The organism is Pseudomonas sp. FEN (assembly GCF_904067045.1).
Lineage (GTDB): Bacteria > Pseudomonadota > Gammaproteobacteria > Pseudomonadales > Pseudomonadaceae > Aquipseudomonas.
This window is the reverse complement of record NZ_CAJFDC010000003.1, coordinates 24960-42777: the sequence shown is the minus strand read 5'-3', so window position 1 is coordinate 42777 and position 17818 is coordinate 24960. Positions and strand designations below refer to the sequence as shown.

At 55.2% G+C, this 17818-nt stretch carries 31 protein-coding genes; all 31 read right to left on the bottom strand.

Going from position 1 to position 17818, the window contains the following annotated elements:
* Nucleotides 1-41: 41 nt before the first annotated feature.
* The 31 genes from PFEN_RS05260 to rpsL all read right to left on the bottom strand — a co-directional run bounded on the left by PFEN_RS05260 (nucleotide 42) and on the right by rpsL (nucleotide 17787).
* Nucleotides 42-1043: a DNA-directed RNA polymerase subunit alpha gene (locus PFEN_RS05260; protein WP_003176403.1), complete on the bottom strand. Its 1002-nt coding sequence runs from the start codon at nucleotides 1041-1043 to the stop codon at nucleotides 42-44.
* A gap of 22 nt (nucleotides 1044-1065) precedes the next feature.
* Nucleotides 1066-1686: a 30S ribosomal protein S4 gene (gene rpsD, locus PFEN_RS05255; RefSeq protein ID WP_017123253.1), complete on the bottom strand. Its 621-nt coding sequence runs from the start codon at nucleotides 1684-1686 to the stop codon at nucleotides 1066-1068.
* Between the two features lie 18 nt (nucleotides 1687-1704).
* The gene (rpsK, locus tag PFEN_RS05250; protein ID WP_007924177.1) at nucleotides 1705-2094 is read right to left on the bottom strand and encodes a 30S ribosomal protein S11; all 390 of its coding nucleotides are present in this window, start codon (nucleotides 2092-2094) and stop codon (nucleotides 1705-1707) included.
* Nucleotides 2095-2124: 30 nt separating this feature from the next.
* Nucleotides 2125-2481, bottom strand: coding sequence for a 30S ribosomal protein S13 (gene rpsM, locus PFEN_RS05245; protein ID WP_003186020.1), 357 nt, complete (start codon nucleotides 2479-2481; stop codon nucleotides 2125-2127).
* A 129-nt stretch (nucleotides 2482-2610) separates the two neighbouring features.
* The gene (rpmJ, locus tag PFEN_RS05240; protein WP_002555468.1) at nucleotides 2611-2727 is read right to left on the bottom strand and encodes a 50S ribosomal protein L36; all 117 of its coding nucleotides are present in this window, start codon (nucleotides 2725-2727) and stop codon (nucleotides 2611-2613) included.
* 24 nt (nucleotides 2728-2751) lie between these two features.
* Nucleotides 2752-4080 (bottom strand): preprotein translocase subunit SecY, encoded by a 1329-nt coding sequence (secY, locus tag PFEN_RS05235; protein WP_100944359.1) that lies wholly within the window; start codon nucleotides 4078-4080, stop codon nucleotides 2752-2754.
* Nucleotides 4081-4515, bottom strand: coding sequence for a 50S ribosomal protein L15 (gene rplO, locus PFEN_RS05230; protein ID WP_007924183.1), 435 nt, complete (start codon nucleotides 4513-4515; stop codon nucleotides 4081-4083).
* Between the two features lie 3 nt (nucleotides 4516-4518).
* Nucleotides 4519-4695, bottom strand: a complete 177-nt coding sequence (gene rpmD, locus PFEN_RS05225) for a 50S ribosomal protein L30 (RefSeq protein ID WP_191485938.1) — start codon at nucleotides 4693-4695, stop codon at nucleotides 4519-4521.
* Between the two features lie 2 nt (nucleotides 4696-4697).
* Nucleotides 4698-5198: a 30S ribosomal protein S5 gene (rpsE, locus tag PFEN_RS05220; protein WP_010443918.1), complete on the bottom strand. Its 501-nt coding sequence runs from the start codon at nucleotides 5196-5198 to the stop codon at nucleotides 4698-4700.
* Nucleotides 5199-5201: 3 nt separating this feature from the next.
* On the bottom strand, nucleotides 5202-5552 hold the full coding sequence (gene rplR / locus PFEN_RS05215) for a 50S ribosomal protein L18 (protein ID WP_003186037.1): 351 nt from the start codon (nucleotides 5550-5552) through the stop codon (nucleotides 5202-5204).
* A 10-nt stretch (nucleotides 5553-5562) separates the two neighbouring features.
* Complete coding sequence (gene rplF / locus PFEN_RS05210; RefSeq protein ID WP_003176412.1) at nucleotides 5563-6096, bottom strand: 50S ribosomal protein L6; 534 nt, start codon at nucleotides 6094-6096, stop codon at nucleotides 5563-5565.
* 12 nt (nucleotides 6097-6108) lie between these two features.
* Nucleotides 6109-6501: a 30S ribosomal protein S8 gene (gene rpsH, locus PFEN_RS05205; protein WP_003228724.1), complete on the bottom strand. Its 393-nt coding sequence runs from the start codon at nucleotides 6499-6501 to the stop codon at nucleotides 6109-6111.
* A gap of 211 nt (nucleotides 6502-6712) precedes the next feature.
* Complete coding sequence (gene rpsN, locus PFEN_RS05200; RefSeq protein ID WP_100944356.1) at nucleotides 6713-7018, bottom strand: 30S ribosomal protein S14; 306 nt, start codon at nucleotides 7016-7018, stop codon at nucleotides 6713-6715.
* Nucleotides 7019-7031: 13 nt separating this feature from the next.
* Entirely contained in the window at nucleotides 7032-7571 is a 540-nt protein-coding gene (gene rplE, locus PFEN_RS05195) for a 50S ribosomal protein L5 (protein WP_040071276.1), read from the bottom strand.
* A 20-nt stretch (nucleotides 7572-7591) separates the two neighbouring features.
* Nucleotides 7592-7906: a 50S ribosomal protein L24 gene (rplX, locus tag PFEN_RS05190; RefSeq protein ID WP_007896770.1), complete on the bottom strand. Its 315-nt coding sequence runs from the start codon at nucleotides 7904-7906 to the stop codon at nucleotides 7592-7594.
* A gap of 11 nt (nucleotides 7907-7917) precedes the next feature.
* Nucleotides 7918-8286 carry a 50S ribosomal protein L14 gene (rplN, locus tag PFEN_RS05185; RefSeq protein ID WP_002555479.1) on the bottom strand — a complete coding sequence of 123 codons (369 nt, stop codon included), beginning with the start codon at nucleotides 8284-8286 and terminating at the stop codon, nucleotides 7918-7920.
* 23 nt (nucleotides 8287-8309) lie between these two features.
* Entirely contained in the window at nucleotides 8310-8576 is a 267-nt protein-coding gene (gene rpsQ, locus PFEN_RS05180) for a 30S ribosomal protein S17 (RefSeq protein WP_040071277.1), read from the bottom strand.
* Between the two features lie 2 nt (nucleotides 8577-8578).
* Nucleotides 8579-8770, bottom strand: coding sequence for a 50S ribosomal protein L29 (gene rpmC, locus PFEN_RS05175; RefSeq protein WP_002555481.1), 192 nt, complete (start codon nucleotides 8768-8770; stop codon nucleotides 8579-8581).
* The gene (gene rplP, locus PFEN_RS05170; protein WP_003186052.1) at nucleotides 8770-9183 is read right to left on the bottom strand and encodes a 50S ribosomal protein L16; all 414 of its coding nucleotides are present in this window, start codon (nucleotides 9181-9183) and stop codon (nucleotides 8770-8772) included. The genes rpmC and rplP overlap by 1 nt, the downstream gene beginning before the upstream one ends.
* 12 nt (nucleotides 9184-9195) lie before the next feature.
* Nucleotides 9196-9882 (bottom strand): 30S ribosomal protein S3, encoded by a 687-nt coding sequence (rpsC, locus tag PFEN_RS05165; RefSeq protein WP_008065719.1) that lies wholly within the window; start codon nucleotides 9880-9882, stop codon nucleotides 9196-9198.
* A gap of 13 nt (nucleotides 9883-9895) precedes the next feature.
* Nucleotides 9896-10228 carry a 50S ribosomal protein L22 gene (gene rplV, locus PFEN_RS05160; protein ID WP_003103908.1) on the bottom strand — a complete coding sequence of 111 codons (333 nt, stop codon included), beginning with the start codon at nucleotides 10226-10228 and terminating at the stop codon, nucleotides 9896-9898.
* Nucleotides 10229-10239: 11 nt separating this feature from the next.
* Nucleotides 10240-10515: a 30S ribosomal protein S19 gene (gene rpsS / locus PFEN_RS05155; RefSeq protein WP_002555486.1), complete on the bottom strand. Its 276-nt coding sequence runs from the start codon at nucleotides 10513-10515 to the stop codon at nucleotides 10240-10242.
* Nucleotides 10516-10531: 16 nt separating this feature from the next.
* Nucleotides 10532-11356, bottom strand: coding sequence for a 50S ribosomal protein L2 (gene rplB / locus PFEN_RS05150; RefSeq protein ID WP_191485937.1), 825 nt, complete (start codon nucleotides 11354-11356; stop codon nucleotides 10532-10534).
* Nucleotides 11357-11370: 14 nt separating this feature from the next.
* Nucleotides 11371-11670 carry a 50S ribosomal protein L23 gene (gene rplW / locus PFEN_RS05145; RefSeq protein WP_002555488.1) on the bottom strand — a complete coding sequence of 100 codons (300 nt, stop codon included), beginning with the start codon at nucleotides 11668-11670 and terminating at the stop codon, nucleotides 11371-11373.
* A complete protein-coding gene (gene rplD / locus PFEN_RS05140; RefSeq protein WP_121135086.1) occupies nucleotides 11667-12269 on the bottom strand; it encodes a 50S ribosomal protein L4 in 603 nt (200 codons plus the stop codon). Before rplD ends, rplW begins: the two co-directional genes overlap by 4 nt.
* Before the next feature lie 12 nt (nucleotides 12270-12281).
* Nucleotides 12282-12917: a 50S ribosomal protein L3 gene (gene rplC / locus PFEN_RS05135; RefSeq protein WP_007253310.1), complete on the bottom strand. Its 636-nt coding sequence runs from the start codon at nucleotides 12915-12917 to the stop codon at nucleotides 12282-12284.
* 80 nt (nucleotides 12918-12997) lie between these two features.
* Nucleotides 12998-13309 (bottom strand): 30S ribosomal protein S10, encoded by a 312-nt coding sequence (rpsJ, locus tag PFEN_RS05130; protein WP_003186070.1) that lies wholly within the window; start codon nucleotides 13307-13309, stop codon nucleotides 12998-13000.
* Between the two features lie 158 nt (nucleotides 13310-13467).
* Nucleotides 13468-14661, bottom strand: coding sequence for an elongation factor Tu (tuf, locus tag PFEN_RS05125; RefSeq protein ID WP_027924378.1), 1194 nt, complete (start codon nucleotides 14659-14661; stop codon nucleotides 13468-13470).
* A gap of 30 nt (nucleotides 14662-14691) precedes the next feature.
* Nucleotides 14692-16794, bottom strand: a complete 2103-nt coding sequence (gene fusA, locus PFEN_RS05120; RefSeq protein ID WP_191485936.1) for an elongation factor G — start codon at nucleotides 16792-16794, stop codon at nucleotides 14692-14694.
* Nucleotides 16795-16824: 30 nt separating this feature from the next.
* Nucleotides 16825-17295, bottom strand: a complete 471-nt coding sequence (rpsG, locus tag PFEN_RS05115) for a 30S ribosomal protein S7 (protein ID WP_191485935.1) — start codon at nucleotides 17293-17295, stop codon at nucleotides 16825-16827.
* A 120-nt stretch (nucleotides 17296-17415) separates the two neighbouring features.
* The gene (rpsL, locus tag PFEN_RS05110) at nucleotides 17416-17787 is read right to left on the bottom strand and encodes a 30S ribosomal protein S12 (protein WP_003186084.1); all 372 of its coding nucleotides are present in this window, start codon (nucleotides 17785-17787) and stop codon (nucleotides 17416-17418) included.
* Between the last annotated feature and the right edge of the window lie 31 nt (nucleotides 17788-17818).

The window sequence follows — 17818 nt, the reverse complement described above, 5'->3', positions numbered from 1 at the left end:
GTTCATTCCTTACCAAACACTACGTTCGGTGATTACGACGATCAGGCAGTCGCCTTGTCGTCCTTCTTAAGACTTGCAGGCGGCCAGTTGTCGAGGCGCATGCCGAGGGACAGACCGCGGGAGGCCAGAACGTCCTTGATTTCAGTCAAGGATTTCTTGCCCAGGTTCGGAGTCTTCAACAGCTCTACTTCGGTACGCTGAATCAGGTCACCGATGTAGTAGATGTTTTCCGCCTTAAGGCAGTTGGCCGAACGTACAGTCAGTTCCAGATCGTCAACCGGGCGAAGCAGGATCGGATCGATCTCGTCTTCTTGCTCGATTACCACTGGCTCACTGTCACCTTTGAGGTCGACGAACGCAGCCAACTGCTGTTGCAGGATGGTTGCAGCGCGGCGGATAGCCTCTTCAGGATCCAGAGTACCGTTGGTTTCCAGATCAATAACCAGCTTGTCCAGGTTGGTACGCTGCTCGACACGGGCGTTTTCCACCACGTAAGCGATACGGCGAACCGGGCTGAACGAAGAGTCGAGCTGCAAGCGACCGATGCTGCGGCTTTCGTCTTCATCGCTCTGACGCGAGTCTGCTGGTTCATAACCACGACCACGAGCTACGGTGAGCTTCATGTTCAAGGCGCCGTTAGACGCCAGGTTAGCGATTACGTGATCGGGGTTAACGATCTCGACATCATGATCCAGCTGAATATCGGCAGCGGTAACCACCCCCGAACCCTTCTTCGACAAGGTCAGCGTAACTTCGTCACGGCCGTGCAGCTTGATAGCCAGACCTTTAAGGTTCAACAGGATTTCAATGACGTCTTCCTGTACACCTTCGATGGCGCTGTACTCGTGGAGCACACCGTCAATCTCGGCCTCGACTACTGCACAGCCTGGCATTGAGGACAACAGGATGCGGCGCAGCGCGTTGCCCAGGGTGTGGCCAAAACCACGCTCGAGAGGCTCGAGGGTGATTTTAGCGCGGGTTGGACTGACAACCTGCACGTCAATGTGACGGGGTGTCAGGAACTCATTTACCGAAATCTGCATGGATGCACCTATTTTCTAGCCCTTACTTGGAGTAGAGCTCGACAATCAGGCTTTCGTTGATGTCGGCGGAGAGGTCACTGCGAGCAGGCACGTTCTTGAAAACGCCCGACTTCTTCTCAGTGTCCACTTCTACCCATTCTACGCGGCCACGCTGGGCACACAGATCGAGAGCCTGGACAATGCGCAGTTGATTCTTAGCTTTCTCGCGAATAGCTACCACGTCACCAGCACGAACCTGGTAGGACGGGACGTTGACGGTTTTGCCGTTAACGCTGATCGACTTGTGCGATACCAGTTGACGGGATTCGGCACGAGTCGAGCCAAAACCCATACGGTATACAACGTTGTCCAGACGGCATTCGAGCAGTTGCAGCAGGTTTTCACCGGTTGCGCCTTTACGGCCGGCGGCTTCTTTGTAGTAGCCGCTGAACTGACGCTCAAGAACGCCATAAATACGACGGACCTTCTGCTTTTCACGCAGTTGGGTGCCGTAGTCGGACTGGCGACCGCGGCGCTGGCCGTGGATACCAGGTGCTGCTTCGATGTTGCACTTGGATTCGATAGCGCGCACGCCGCTCTTCAGGAAGAGATCGGTGCCTTCGCGACGAGCCAGTTTGCATTTTGGACCAATGTAACGAGCCATTCTTTACAATCTCCTGGATTACACGCGGCGCTTCTTCGGCGGACGGCACCCGTTATGCGGGATTGGCGTCACGTCGGTGATGCTGGCGATCTTATAGCCACAGCCGTTCAATGCACGGACAGCGGACTCACGACCTGGACCTGGACCTTTGACGTTGACGTCGAGGTTTTTCAGGCCATATTCCAGCGCAGCTTGACCAGCACGTTCAGCAGCTACTTGAGCAGCAAACGGGGTGGACTTGCGGGAACCGCGGAAACCCGAACCACCGGAGGTAGCCCAGGAAAGAGCGTTACCTTGACGGTCGGTAATGGTCACGATGGTGTTGTTGAAAGACGCGTGGATGTGGGCGATGCCATCAACCACTGTCTTTTTGATTTTCTTACGAGGACGAGCAGCAGGTTTTGCCATGACTAGATTCCTGTCGATTCGCTGGTGCGATTACTTGCGGATCGGCTTACGCGGACCTTTGCGAGTACGCGCGTTGGTCTTGGTACGCTGACCGCGTACTGGCAGACCACGACGATGGCGCAGACCGCGGTAGCAGCCCAAGTCCATCAAGCGTTTGATTTTCATGTTGATTTCGCGACGCAGGTCACCTTCAGTGGTGAACTTCGCCACTTCGCCACGCAGCTGTTCAATCTGCTCGTCGCTCAGATCCTTGATCTTTGCGGCTGGGTTGACCCCAGTCACTGCACAAATTTTCTGTGCAGTAGTGCGACCAACACCATAGATGTAGGTCAGCGAGATAACAGTGTGCTTGTTATCTGGAATGTTAACGCCTGCAATACGGGCCATTCAGTGGGACTCCAATTGACAGCTACCTACGCCCCGGAAGCCAAGAAATAGGGCGCGAGATAATATCGCTGTAATAACAAATAATCAACCCAGCAGCGCACTAGCTGCTGGGCTTTTAGCAGATCACACTCAGCCTTGGCGCTGTTTGTGACGCGGTTCCGCGCTGCAAATTACTCGAACCACACCTTCGCGGCGAATAATCTTGCAGTTACGGCACAGCTTTTTCACCGATGCACGAACTTTCATCACCAACTCCTCGAACCTTATGGGTCAGCGCAGCATGCCGCTGCCGTAACCCTTCAGGTTGGCTTTCTTCATCAGGGATTCGTACTGGTGCGAAACGAGGTGCGATTGTACTTGGGACATGAAGTCCATCACAACCACGACCACGATCAGCAACGAGGTCCCGCCAAGGTAGAACGGAACGTTTGCCGCGACCACAAGGAACTGGGGTAACAGGCACACGGCCGTCATATAAAGAGCACCGAACATGGTCAAACGGGTCAGAACGCCATCAATGTAGCGCGCCGACTGCTCGCCTGGACGGATACCCGGAATAAAGGCACCGGACTTCTTCAGGTTTTCCGCTACGTCTTTCGGATTGAACATCAACGCCGTATAGAAGAAGCAGAAGAAAATAATCCCTGCACTAAACAGCAGAATATTCAACGGCTGACCAGGAGCGATCGACTGCGAGATGTCCTGCAACCAGCCCATACCTTCAGACTGACCGAACCAGGCACCCAGCGAAGCCGGGAAGAGCAAGATGCTGCTCGCGAAGATAGCAGGAATAACACCGGCCATATTCACCTTCAGCGGCAGGTGGCTGGTCTGCGCGGCGAAGACCTTGCGGCCCTGCTGACGCTTGGCGTAGTGAACAGCAATACGACGCTGACCACGCTCAATGAACACCACGAAACCGATGATCGCTACTGCCAGCAAACCGATGGCAACCAGAGCGAAGATGTTGATATCGCCCTGACGTGCAGACTCGAAAGACTGCCCAATCGCTCTCGGAAGACCGGCGACGATACCCGAAAAAATCAACATCGAGATACCGTTACCCACACCGCGCTCGGTAATCTGCTCACCCAACCACATCATGAACATCGCGCCGGCCACGAAAGTGGACACCGCAACGAAATGGAAGCTGAAGCCAGCACTAAACGAGACGCCCTGGTTAGCCAGGCCAATGGACATGCCAATGGCTTGAACAAGTGCCAGGACGACGGTGCCATAGCGGGTGTATTGGCTGATCTTACGACGACCAGCCTCACCTTCCTTCTTCAACTGCTCCAGCTGCGGGCTGACGGCGGACATCAGCTGCATGATGATCGATGCCGAAATGTACGGCATGATCCCCAGTGCAAAGATGCTCATCCGTTCCAGCGCGCCGCCGGAAAACATGTTGAACAAGCTAAGAATGGTCCCCTCATTCTGTCGAAACAGGTCCGCCAGCCGGTCCGGGTTGATACCTGGAACTGGGATGTGTGCGCCTATCCGGTAGACGATAATCGCCAGGAATAGAAAACGCAGTCGAGCCCAGAGCTCGGATAACCCGCCTTTGCTGAGCGCTGAGAGAGCACCTTGCTTAGCCATTTATTCCTCGAACTTGCCGCCAGCTGCTTCGATAGCCGCACGCGCACCTTTGGTGGCTGCGATGCCCTTGATAGTTACTGCGCGAGTCACTTCGCCCGACAGCATGATTTTCACACGCTGTACGTTCTGGTTGATCACGTTGGCATCTTTCAGGGACTGCACGGTGACGATGTCGCCTTCCACTTTGGCCAGCTCGGACAGACGCACTTCTGCGCGGTCCATGGCTTTCAGGGAAACGAAACCGAACTTCGGCAGGCGACGATGCAGCGGCTGTTGACCGCCTTCAAAGCCTGGAGCAATGGTGCCACCGGAGCGGGAAGTCTGACCTTTGTGACCACGGCCACCAGTCTTGCCCAAACCACTACCGATACCACGGCCCGGACGATGCTTTTCGCGACGGGAACCCGGCGCTGGACTCAGATCATTGAGTTTCATCGATTAACCCTCTACACGCAGCATGTAGTAAGCCTTGTTGATCATCCCGCGATTCTCGGGAGTATCCTGGACTTCTACAGTGTGACCGATGCGACGCAGACCCAGGCCCTTGACACACAGTCTGTGGTTAGGGATGCGGCCGGTCATGCTTTTGATCAGCGTTACTTTTACGGTTGCCATGATCACAGGATCTCCGCTGCAGTTTTGCCGCGCTTGGCAGCAATGGACTCAGGGGACTGCATGGCTTTCAAACCTTTGAAAGTGGCGTGAACCACGTTTACCGGGTTAGTCGAGCCGTAGCACTTGGCCAGAACGTTCTGCACACCAGCCACTTCGAGGACAGCACGCATAGCGCCGCCAGCGATGATACCGGTACCTTCAGAAGCAGGCTGCATGTAAACCTTGGAAGCGCCGTGGGCGGATTTCATGGCGTACTGCAGAGTGGTACCGTTCAGGTCCACCTGGATCATGTTGCGACGAGCAGCTTCCATAGCCTTCTGGATCGCGGCAGGCACTTCACGTGACTTGCCACGGCCGAAGCCTACACGGCCCTTGCCATCACCTACCACGGTCAACGCGGTGAAGGTGAAGATACGGCCGCCTTTAACGGTTTTGGCTACGCGGTTAACTTGAACCAGCTTCTCGATGTAGCCTTCGTCGCGCTTTTGGTCGTTATTTGACATAACTTAGAACTCCAGCCCAGCTTCACGAGCAGCATCAGCCAGCGCCTTGACGCGGCCGTGATACTTGAAGCCAGAGCGGTCGAAAGCCACCTGCGAGACGCCAGCGGCTTTAGCACGCGTAGCGACCAGCTGGCCAACCTTAGTGGCCGCGTCGATGTTGCCAGTGGCACCATCACGCAGTTCTTTGTCCAAAGTCGAGGCACTTGCCAGGACTTTGTTGCCGTCGGCCGAAATGACCTGGGCGTAGATGTGCTGCGAAGAGCGGAACACGCAGAGACGCACGACTTCGAGTTCGTGCATTTTCAGGCGTGCTTTGCGAGCGCGACGCAGTCGAGTAACTTTTTTGTCGGTCATTTGCTATGCCCTACTTCTTCTTGGCTTCTTTACGACGGACGACTTCGTCCGCGTAGCGCACACCTTTGCCTTTGTACGGCTCTGGTGGACGGAAGTCGCGGATCTCAGCGGCCACCTGACCTACCAGCTGCTTATCGATGCCCTTGATCAGGATATCGGTTTGGCTAGGGGTCTCAGCGGTGATGCCTTCCGGCAGTTCGTAATCCACTGGGTGCGAGAAGCCAAGGGCAAGGTTCAACACCGTGCCTTTTGCTTGCGCTTTGTAACCAACACCGACCAGCTGGAGCTTGCGCTCGAAGCCTTGGCTTACGCCTTGGACCATGTTGTTTACCAACGCACGCGTGGTACCGGCCATTGCGCGAGTTTGTTGATCGCCATTGCGAGCAGCGAAACGCAGCTCACCAGCTTCTTCAACGATCTCAACGGACGAATGGATGTTCAGTTCAAGAGTACCCTTGGCACCCTTCACCGAAAGCTGTTGGCCTGCGAATTTGACTTCGACACCGGCTGGCAGCTTAACGGGGTTCTTAGCGACGCGAGACATGCTTATCCCCCCTTAGAACACAGTGCAAAGAACTTCGCCGCCGACACCGGCAGCGCGCGCAGCACGATCCGTCATCACACCTTTGTTGGTGGAGACGATAGACACGCCGAGACCGCCACGAACTTTCGGCAGATCTTCAACGGACTTGTACTGACGCAGGCCTGGACGGCTAACGCGCTTCACTTCTTCGATGACTGGACGGCCTTCGAAGTATTTCAGCTCGATGGACAGCAACGGCTTGGTTTCGCTGCTGATCTGATAACCCGCGATGTAACCTTCGTCCTTCAGGACTTTTGCTACAGCCACCTTCAACGTGGAAGACGGCATGCTTACGACGGACTTTTCAGCCATCTGGGCATTACGGATTCGAGTTAGCATGTCCGCTAACGGGTCCTGCATACTCATGGGCTAGACGCTCCTGATACAAAAAGAATTAGCCTTGCGGCTACAACTGTCGCCGAGTATCTCCACACGTAAAAAGTGCAGGCTCAGGCGAGCCGGTCATTCTAGACACACCCCGGAAATGAATCAAGCCCCAAAAGGGGCTTGATGCATACTCAAGGTCGCCGGCGGTCGGTTCTTGCGAGCCCGACCGCGGTGACTTGGGCGGTATGGCTTACCAGCTGGCTTTAACCAGACCTGGTACGTCACCACGCATGGCCGCTTCACGCAGCTTGTTACGGCCGAGGCCGAACTTGCGGTAAACGCCGTGCGGACGACCGGTGATGCGGCAGCGGTTACGCATGCGCGAAGCGCTGGCGTCACGTGGCTGCTTCTGCAGGGCGACGGAAGCCTCCCAACGCGCTTCTGGACTTGCGTTCAGATCGACGATGATAGCTTTCAGCGCTGCACGCTTGGTCGCGTACTTGGCAACGGTGAGCTGACGCTTCAGCTCACGGTTCTTCATGCTCTTCTTGGCCATTTTCCTACTCCAATCAGTTGCGGAACGGGAATTTGAAAGCACGCAGCAATGCGCGACCTTCATCATCGTTCTTGGCAGTGGTGGTCAGGGTAATGTCCAGACCGCGCAGAGCATCGATCTTGTCGTAGTCGATTTCCGGGAAGATGATCTGCTCTTTCACGCCCATGCTGTAGTTGCCACGACCGTCGAAGGACTTGGCATTCAGGCCGCGGAAGTCGCGAACCCGAGGCAGGGAGATCGACAGCAGACGATCCAGGAACTCATACATACGATCGCGACGCAGGGTCACTTTGACACCGATCGGCCATCCTTCGCGGACTTTGAAGCCAGCGATGGATTTGCGAGCGTGAGTCACAACGACTTTCTGGCCGGTGATCTTCTCCAGGTCAGCCACAGCGTGTTCGATGACTTTCTTGTCACCGATCGCTTCGCCCAGACCCATGTTCAGGGTGATCTTGGTAATGCGCGGAACTTCCATCACGTTCGCCAGCTTAAGTTCTTCCTTAAGCTTCGGAGCGATTTCCTTCCGGTAAATCTCTTTCAGTCGTGCCATGGTCTTCTACCTAGCAGTGTTCAAGCATCAACCGCTTTTTGGGTCGACTTGAAGACACGAATTTTCTTGCCGTCTTCTACTTTGAAACCAACGCGGTCAGCCTTGTTAGTTTCGCCGTTGAAAATGGCGACGTTGGAAGCGTGCAGTGGCGCTTCTTTTTCGACGATACCGCCCTGTACGCCCGACATCGGGTTAGGCTTGGTATGACGCTTGACCAGGTTCAGACCACCAACGACCAGACGGTCGTCAGCGAGAACCTTGAGCACCTTACCGCGCTTACCTTTGTCTTTGCCGGCGATCACGATGATCTCGTCGTCACGACGAATCTTTTGCATGTCGGATCTCCTTACAGCACTTCTGGGGCGAGCGAGACGATCTTCATGAACTTCTCAGTACGAAGTTCACGGGTCACTGGCCCAAAGATACGGGTGCCGATCGGCTCTTGCTTGTTGTTCAACAGAACAGCAGCGTTGCCATCAAAGCGGATAATGGAGCCGTCAGCACGACGAACACCGTGGCGAGTGCGGACTACGACAGCAGTCATCACTTGGCCTTTCTTCACTTTACCGCGCGGAATTGCTTCCTTGACGGTTACTTTGATGATGTCACCGATACCAGCGTAACGACGATGGGAGCCACCCAGCACCTTGATGCACATAACGCGGCGAGCGCCGCTGTTATCGGCCACATCGAGCATGGATTGAGTCTGAATCATATAATTTCTCCGACCCCTAGCCCTTAGACTTCCACAGCGCGTTCGAGGATATCAACCAGCGCCCAAGACTTGGTCTTGGCCATCGGACGAGTTTCACGAATCGTGACCTTGTCGCCGATGTGGCACTGGTTGGTTTCGTCGTGCGCGTGCAGCTTAGTCGAACGCTTAACATATTTACCGTAGATCGGGTGCTTGACGCGACGCTCGATCAGAACGGTGATGGTCTTGTCCATTTTGTCGCTGACAACACGGCCAGTCAGCGTACGGACGGTCTTTTCGGCTTCAGCCATGATCACTTACCTGCCTGCTGGTTGAGCACAGTCTTCACACGAGCGATGTCGCGCTTAACTTGCGAGAGCAGGTGAGACTGCCCCAACTGGCCAGTTGCTTTCTGCATACGCAGATTGAACTGGTCGCGCAGCAGGCCGAGCAGTTGCTCGTTCAGCTGCTGTGCTGATTTTTCACGAAGTTCATTCGCTTTCATCACATCACCGTCCGTTTAACAAAGGAGGTGGCGAGCGGCAGCTTTGCAGCAGCCAGGGCGAAAGCCTCACGCGCCAGCTCTTCAGAAACACCCTCGATTTCATACAGGACTTTGCCTGGCTGAATCTGGGCAACCCAGTACTCCACGTTACCCTTACCTTTACCCATCCGAACTTCGAGTGGCTTCTTGGTAACAGGCTTGTCCGGGAACACACGGATCCAGATCTTGCCGCCACGTTTTACGTGACGGGTCAGAGCACGACGCGCTGACTCGATCTGACGAGCGGTGAGACGACCACGAGCAACAGACTTCAGCGCGAACTCGCCGAAGCTGACTTTGCTACCGCGCAGTGCCAGACCACGGTTGTGGCCGGTCATCTGCTTGCGGAACTTCGTACGCTTTGGTTGCAACATTTGGCGTACCCCTTACTTAGCAGCTTTTTTACGAGGCGCTGGTGCTTGTGGCTTCAGCTCTTCTTGGCGACCACCAATTACTTCGCCTTTGAAGATCCAAACCTTTACACCGATCACACCGTAAGTGGTGTGAGCTTCGTAGTTGGCATAGTCGATGTCGGCACGCAGGGTGTGCAGAGGCACACGACCTTCGCGATACCATTCAGTACGTGCGATTTCAGCACCGCCGAGACGACCGCTCACTTGGATTTTGATGCCTTTGGCACCAATGCGCATGGCGTTCTGTACGGCGCGCTTCATGGCGCGACGGAACATCACACGACGCTCCAGCTGCTGAGCTACGCTCTGGGCAACCAGCATACCGTCGAGTTCCGGCTTGCGGATCTCTTCGATATTGATGTGCACAGGCACACCCATTTGCTTGGTCAGGTCCTGACGCAGTTTCTCAACATCCTCACCTTTCTTCCCGATAACGATACCTGGACGAGCGGTGTGGATGGTGATGCGTGCAGTTTGAGCCGGACGATGGATATCGATACGGCTTACGGACGCGCTTTTTAGTTTGTCTTGGAGGTACTCACGCACTTTCAGATCTGCGAGCAAATAGTCCGCATAAGTCCGACCGTCTGCGTACCAGACGGAGGTGTGCTCCTTGACGATTCCCAGGCGAATGCCAATGGGATGTACTTTCTGACCCATCTCTTCGACTCCGTTACTTGTCAGCAACCTTGACAGTGATATGGCAAGACCGCTTGACGATGCGATCAGCCCGGCCCTTGGCACGCGGCATGATGCGCTTCAGCGAACGCCCTTCGTTGACGAAAACGGTGCTGACCTTCAGGTCATCAACGTCTGCGCCTTCGTTATGCTCGGCGTTGGCTACGGCCGACTCCAGCACTTTCTTCATGATCTCGGCGGCTTTCTTACTGCTGAAAGCCAACAGGTTGAGCGCTTCGCCCACCTTCTTCCCGCGGATCTGGTCGGCGACCAAGCGGGCTTTCTGGGCGGAGATTCGAGCGCCCGACAACTTAGCGGCTACTTCCATTTCCTAACCCCTTAACGCTTGGCTTTCTTGTCAGCCACGTGCCCACGATAAGTGCGGGTACCGGCAAACTCGCCCAGTTTGTGGCCGACCATGTCTTCGTTCACGAGAACGGGGACGTGTTGACGACCGTTATGCACAGCAATGGTCAAACCGACCATTTGTGGCAGGATCATGGAACGGCGCGACCAGGTCTTAACTGGTTTGCGATCGTTCTTTTCCGCCGCCACTTCGATCTTCTTCAGTAGGTGAAGATCGATAAAAGGACCTTTTTTCAGAGAACGTGGCACTGTCGTATCCCTCTATTTACTTGCGACGACGGACGATCATTTTGTCGGTACGCTTATTACCACGAGTCTTCGCGCCCTTAGTCGGGAAGCCCCACGGCGATACCGGATGACGACCACCAGAGGTACGACCTTCACCACCACCATGTGGGTGGTCAACCGGGTTCATGGCAACACCACGAACGGTTGGGCGAACGCCACGCCAGCGTTTGGCACCGGCTTTACCCAGGGAACGCAGGCTGTGCTCGGAGTTCGAGACTTCGCCCAGCGTTGCACGGCATTCCGACAGCACTTTACGCATTTCACCGGAGCGCAGACGCAGGGTCACGTAGACACCTTCACGAGCGATCAGCTGAGCCGAAGCACCAGCGGAACGAGCGATCTGTGCACCTTTACCTGGCTTCAGTTCGATGCCGTGTACGGTGGAACCTACTGGGATGTTGCGCAGTTGCAGAGCGTTACCTGGCTTGATTGGAGCCAGCGCGCCTGCGATCAGCTGGTCGCCAGCACTCACGCCTTTAGGGGCGATGATGTAGCGACGCTCGCCGTCTGCGTACAGCAGCAGAGCGATGTGAGCAGTACGGTTTGGATCGTATTCGATACGCTCGACAGTGGCAGCGATGCCATCTTTGTCATTGCGACGGAAATCGACCAGACGATAATGCTGCTTATGACCACCACCGATGTGACGAGTGGTAATACGGCCATTGTTGTTACGACCACCAGACTTCGATTTTTTCTCGAGCAGCGGTGCGTGAGGAGCGCCTTTATGCAGCTCCTTGTTGACCACCTTGACCACAAAACGGCGGCCAGGGGAAGTCGGTTTGCATTTAACGATTGCCATGATGCACCCCTTCCTTACTCAGCACTGCTGCTGAAATCGAGATCTTGGCCTGGCTGAAGGGAGATAACTGCCTTCTTCCAGTCATTACGCTTGCCCAGACCGCGAGCAGTGCGCTTGCTTTTACCCAGAACATTCAGGGTAGTCACACGCTCTACTTTCACGCTGAACAGGCTTTCGACGGCCTTCTTGATTTCCAGCTTGGTTGCGTCAGTCGCAACCTTGAAAACGAACTGACCTTTCTTGTCTGCCAGGACCGTAGCCTTCTCGGAAACGTGCGGGCCAAGCAGAACTTTAAATACGCGTTCCTGGTTCATCCCAGCAGCTCCTCGAATTTCTTCACGGCCGACACGGTGATCAACACCTTGTCGTATGCGATCAGACTAACTGGATCGGAACCTTGCACGTCACGGACATCAACGTGTGGCAGGTTGCGAGCAGCCAGGTACAGATTCTGATCAACAGCGTCAGACACGATCAGAACGTCGGTCAGACTCATGCCAGTCAGCTTGTTCAGCAGGTCTTTGGTTTTCGGTGTTTCAACAGCGAAATCCTGAACCACGACCAGACGATCAGTACGCACCAGCTCAGCAAGGATGGAACGCATTGCTGCGCGATACATCTTCTTGTTCAGCTTCTGGGAGTGATCCTGAGGACGAGCTGCGAAAGTGGTACCGCCGCCACGCCAGATTGGGCTACGGATAGTACCGGCACGAGCACGGCCAGTACCTTTCTGACGCCATGGGCGCTTGCCGCCACCGGAAACGTCGGAACGGGTCTTTTGCTGCTTGCTACCCTGACGGCCGCCAGCCATGTAGGCCACGACTGCTTGGTGAACCAGCGTCTCGTTGAATTCGCCGCCAAATGTCAGTTCGGAAACTTCGATCGCTTGAGCGTCATTTACATTTAATTGCATGTCAGCTTCCCCTTAACCGCGAGCCTTGGCTGCTGGACGTACAACCAGGTTGCCGCCAGTAGCGCCAGGAACCGCGCCCTTGACCAACAACAGATTGCGTTCAGCGTCCACGCGCACTACTTCGAGGGACTGCACGGTCACGCGCTCAGCGCCCATATGACCGGACATTTTTTTGCCCTTGAATACACGACCAGGAGTCTGGCACTGGCCGATAGAGCCTGGAACGCGGTGGGACACGGAGTTACCGTGGGTATTATCTTGCCCGCGGAAATTCCAGCGCTTGATCGTACCCTGGAAGCCTTTACCTTTGGACTGGCCGGTTACATCAACCAGTTGACCAGCAGCGAAGATTTCAGCGTTGATCAGATCGCCGGCCTGGTAGTCGCCTTCTTCAAGGCGGAATTCCATTACGGTACGACCAGCGGCAACGTTCGCTTTAGCGAAGTGGCCAGCTTGAGCAGCTGTAACACGCGAAGCACGACGCTCGCCGACAGTGACTTGCACTGCACGATAGCCATCGGTCTCTTCAGTTTTGAACTGGGTGACGCGATTCGGCTCGATCTCAATGACCGTAACCGGAATGGAGACACCTTCTTCGGTGAAAATACGGGTCATACCGCATTTACGACCGACTACACCAATAGTCATGTTGTAAACCTCATGAGTGTACGGGGCTTTCACCCGCTATGGCCGCCCATTTCAGAGCGTTACACGACTAAGACCGAGTCTTAGCCGAGGCTGATCTGCACTTCCACACCTGCCGCAAGATCAAGCTTCATCAGCGCATCAACGGTTTTATCCGTTGGCTGGACGATGTCCAGTACACGCTTATGAGTACGGATCTCGTACTGGTCGCGCGCGTCTTTGTTGACGTGCGGGGAGACCAGAACGGTGAACCGCTCTTTACGGGTAGGCAGTGGAATTGGACCACGCACTTGAGCACCAGTACGTTTCGCGGTTTCCACGATTTCCTGGGTGGATTGGTCGATCAGGCGATGGTCAAAAGCCTTCAACCTGATACGGATTTGCTGATTTTGCATTGGATTTCAGACTCCGGCTGCTATTCCCACCGAGCGCAATACGCCCGTTAAAAGGAGGCGCAATTCTATAGACGGCCCCGATAGGTGTCAACCTAATAAAAAAACCCCCGTTAGACGGGGGTTTTTTCAAAGCATCGAAGCTATCTCAAAAGAGAAGCTTACTCGATGATTTTGGCTACGACGCCAGCGCCGACGGTACGACCGCCTTCACGGATAGCGAAACGCAGACCGTCTTCCATCGCGATGGTTTTGATCAGAGTGACAGTCATCTGGATGTTGTCACCTGGCATTACCATTTCAACGCCTTCTGGCAGCTCGCAGTTACCAGTCACGTCAGTAGTACGGAAGTAGAACTGTGGACGGTAGCCTTTGAAGAACGGAGTATGACGGCCGCCTTCTTCCTTGCTCAGAACGTAGACTTCGGCGGTGAACTTGGTGTGCGGCTTGACCGAACCTGGCTTGACCAGAACCTGGCCACGCTCAACGTCGTCACGCTTGGTACCACGCAGCAGAACGCCGCAGTTCTCGCCCGCACGACCTTCGTCGAGCAGTTTACGGAACATTTCAACACCGGTGCAGGTGGTGACGGTGGTGTCACGCAGACCAACGATTTCCAGTGGATCTTGAACGCGAACGATACCGCGCTCGATACGACCAGTCACAACAGTACCGCGACCGGAGATCGAGAATACGTCTTCGATTGGCATCAGGAATGGCTTGTCGGTCAGGCGAACTGGTTCTGGGATGTAGCTGTCCAGGGTTTCAACCAGTTTACGAACGGCAGTGGTGCCCATTTCGTTGTCGTCTTTGCCTTCCAGCGCCATACGCGCGGAACCGATGATGATTGGAGTGTCATCACCTGGGAAGTCGTAAGTGCTCAGCAGATCGCGCACTTCCATCTCAACCAGTTCCAGCAGCTCAGCGTCGTCTACCAGGTCAGCCTTGTTCAGGAAGACCACGATGTACGGAACGCCTACCTGACGGGACAGCAGGATGTGCTCACGGGTTTGTGGCATCGGACCATCGGCGGCCGAGCAAACCAGGATCGCGCCGTCCATCTGGGCAGCACCAGTGATCATGTTCTTCACGTAGTCAGCGTGACCTGGGCAGTCAACGTGAGCGTAGTGACGAATCTTCGAGTTGTACTCGACGTGCGCGGTGTTGATGGTGATACCACGAGCTTTTTCTTCTGGCGCGCTGTCGATTTTATCGAAATCAACGATAGCCGAACCGAAAACTTCGGAGCAAACACGAGTCAGAGCAGCGGTCAGCGTGGTTTTACCGTGGTCGACGTGACCGATGGTGCCAACGTTGACGTGCGGGAGGGAACGATCAAATTTTTCTTTAGCCACGACAATTAACTCCTAGCCTAAAGGGCTGAATCAGCCTTGTTTTTTAACGAGAGCTTCGACGATGTTCGACGGAGCTTCGGAGTATTTGGAGAATTCCATAGAGTAGCTCGCGCGACCCTGGGACATGGAACGAACATCGGTCGCATAACCGAACATTTCGCCCAACGGAACCTCGGCGCGGATTACCTTGCCGGAAACCGTATCTTCCATACCCTGGATCAGGCCACGACGACGGTTCAGGTCACCCATCACGTCACCCATGTAGTCCTCAGGTGTTACAACTTCTACCTTCATGATCGGCTCAAGTACAACACCGCCGCCCTTGGACGCGAGTTGCTTGGTCGCCATGGAAGCAGCCACCTTGAACGCCATCTCGTTGGAGTCGACGTCGTGGTAAGAACCATCAAACACAGTAGCCTTCAGGCCGATCAGCGGATAGCCGGCAACAACACCGTTCTTCATCTGCTCTTCGATACCCTTCTGGATAGCCGGGATGTATTCCTTAGGAACCACACCACCGACCACTTCGTTCACGAATTGCAGACCTTCCTGACCTTCGTCAGCAGGAGCAAAACGAATCCAGCAGTGACCGAACTGGCCACGACCGCCGGACTGACGAACGAACTTGCCTTCGATTTCGCAATTCTTCGTGATTTTCTCACGATAGGAAACCTGAGGCTTACCGATGTTGGCTTCGACGTTGAACTCACGGCGCATCCGGTCAACCAGGATGTCCAGGTGCAACTCGCCCATGCCGGAGATGATCGTTTGACCAGTCTCTTCATCAGTTTTGACGCGGAAAGATGGGTCTTCCTGAGCAAGCTTGCCCAGAGCGATACCCATTTTTTCCTGGTCATCCTTGGTCTTTGGCTCAACGGCAACCGAAATAACCGGCTCCGGGAAGTCCATGCGAACCAGGATGATTGGCTTGTCAGCGGAGCACAGGGTGTCACCGGTGGTGACGTCCTTCATGCCGATCAGGGCCGCGATGTCGCCAGCGCGCACTTCCTTGATCTCTTCACGGGTGTTGGCATGCATCTGCACCATACGACCCACGCGCTCTTTCTTACCCTTGACCGAGTTGATCACGCCGTCGCCGGAGTTCAACACGCCCGAGTAAACGCGAGCAAATGTCAGCGTACCAACAAACGGGTCGGTAGCGATCTTGAACGCCAGAGCCGAGAACGGCTCGTTGTCGTCTGCATGACGCTCCATGGCGATAGTCTCGTCATCCGGGTCGGAACCCTTGATGGCGGGAATGTCGACTGGTGCCGGCAGGTAGTCGATAACGGCGTCGAGAACCAGGGGAACACCCTTGTTCTTGAAGGAAGAACCGCAAACAGCCAGAACGATCTCACCAGCGATGGTACGCTGACGCAGAGCGCCCTTGATTTCCTCGATGGTGAGCTCTTCGCCCTCGAGGTACTTGTTCATCAGCTCTTCATTGGCTTCGGCAGCTGCCTCGACCATGTTGCTGCGCCACTCTTCGGCCAATTCCTGCAGCTCAGCAGGGATAGCCTCGCGACGAGCAACCATGCCCTTGTCAGCGTCGTCCCAGTAGACGGCTTCCATGGACATCAGATCGATCTGACCCTGGAAGTTGTCTTCGGAACCGATAGCCAACTGGATAGGCACCGGAGTGTGACCCAGGCGCTGCTTGATCTGCGCAACTACACGCAGGAAGTTGGCACCGGCACGGTCCATCTTGTTCACGTAAACGAGACGTGGAACACCGTACTTGTTGGCTTGACGCCATACGGTTTCAGACTGAGGCTCGACACCGGAGGTACCGCAGAACACCACGACCGCACCGTCGAGTACACGCAGCGAACGCTCTACTTCAATGGTGAAGTCAACGTGGCCGGGGGTATCGATGATGTTGAAGCGGTGCTTGGGAAACTGCTTGGCAGAACCTTCCCAGAATGCGGTGGTCGCAGCGGAGGTAATGGTAATACCCCGCTCCTGCTCCTGCACCATCCAGTCCATGGTCGCGGCGCCGTCGTGCACCTCGCCCATTTTGTGGTTTACGCCCGTGTAAAACAGGACGCGCTCAGTGGTCGTGGTCTTACCCGCGTCCACGTGAGCAACGATACCAATGTTACGGTAGCGTTTAATATCGGTTGTACGAGCCATAAAGCCCTCGCAAATTGAGTGACGCCAAAATTAGAAGCGGTAGTGCGAGAAAGCCTTGTTGGCTTCAGCCATACGGTGCACGTCTTCACGCTTCTTAACTGCAGCACCTTTACCTTCAGCGGCATCCAACAGTTCACCAGCCAAGCGCAGAGCCATGGACTTCTCGCCGCGCTTGCGGGCGAAGTCTACCAACCAGCGCATTGCCAGGGCGTTACGACGGGACGGACGAACTTCGACCGGAACCTGGTAAGTAGCACCGCCTACACGGCGCGACTTCACTTCGACCAGCGGAGCGATGGCGTCGAGTGCTTTCTCGAAGAGTTCCAGGGGGTCGGTGTTCTTGCGCTCTTTCACTTTTTCCAGCGCGCCATAAACGATACGCTCGGCCACGGCTTTCTTGCCGCTTTCCATCACGTGGTTCATGAATTTGGCGAGAATCTGGCTACCGTATTTCGGATCGTCCAGAATCTCACGCTTGGCTGCTACACGACGTCTTGGCATTGATAAGCCCTCAAACGGTCTTCAGGTTAGCCCGGGAACATGACACCCAGTGGATGTACGCCCGACCTTACTCTTATCGACTCAAAAAAATAAAAATCAGTTACTGCAGCAAACGACCGATTACTTCGGACGCTTGGTACCGTATTTCGAACGACCTTGGTTACGACCTTTGACGCCGGAGGTATCCAGGGAGCCGCGAACGGTGTGATAACGAACACCTGGCAAGTCTTTTACACGACCGCCACGAATCAGTACCACGCTGTGTTCTTGCAGGTTGTGGCCTTCACCGCCGATGTACGAGGAAACCTCGAAACCGTTGGTCAGGCGCACCCGGCATACTTTACGCAGTGCCGAGTTAGGTTTTTTCGGCGTGGTGGTGTACACACGGGTGCACACGCCACGACGTTGCGGGCAGTTCTGCAGCGCAGGTACGTCGGATTTCTCGACGATACGCTTACGCGGCTGACGTACCAGCTGGTTGATAGTTGCCATCTACTAGCTCCACTGTTGTCTTGCGACGCTA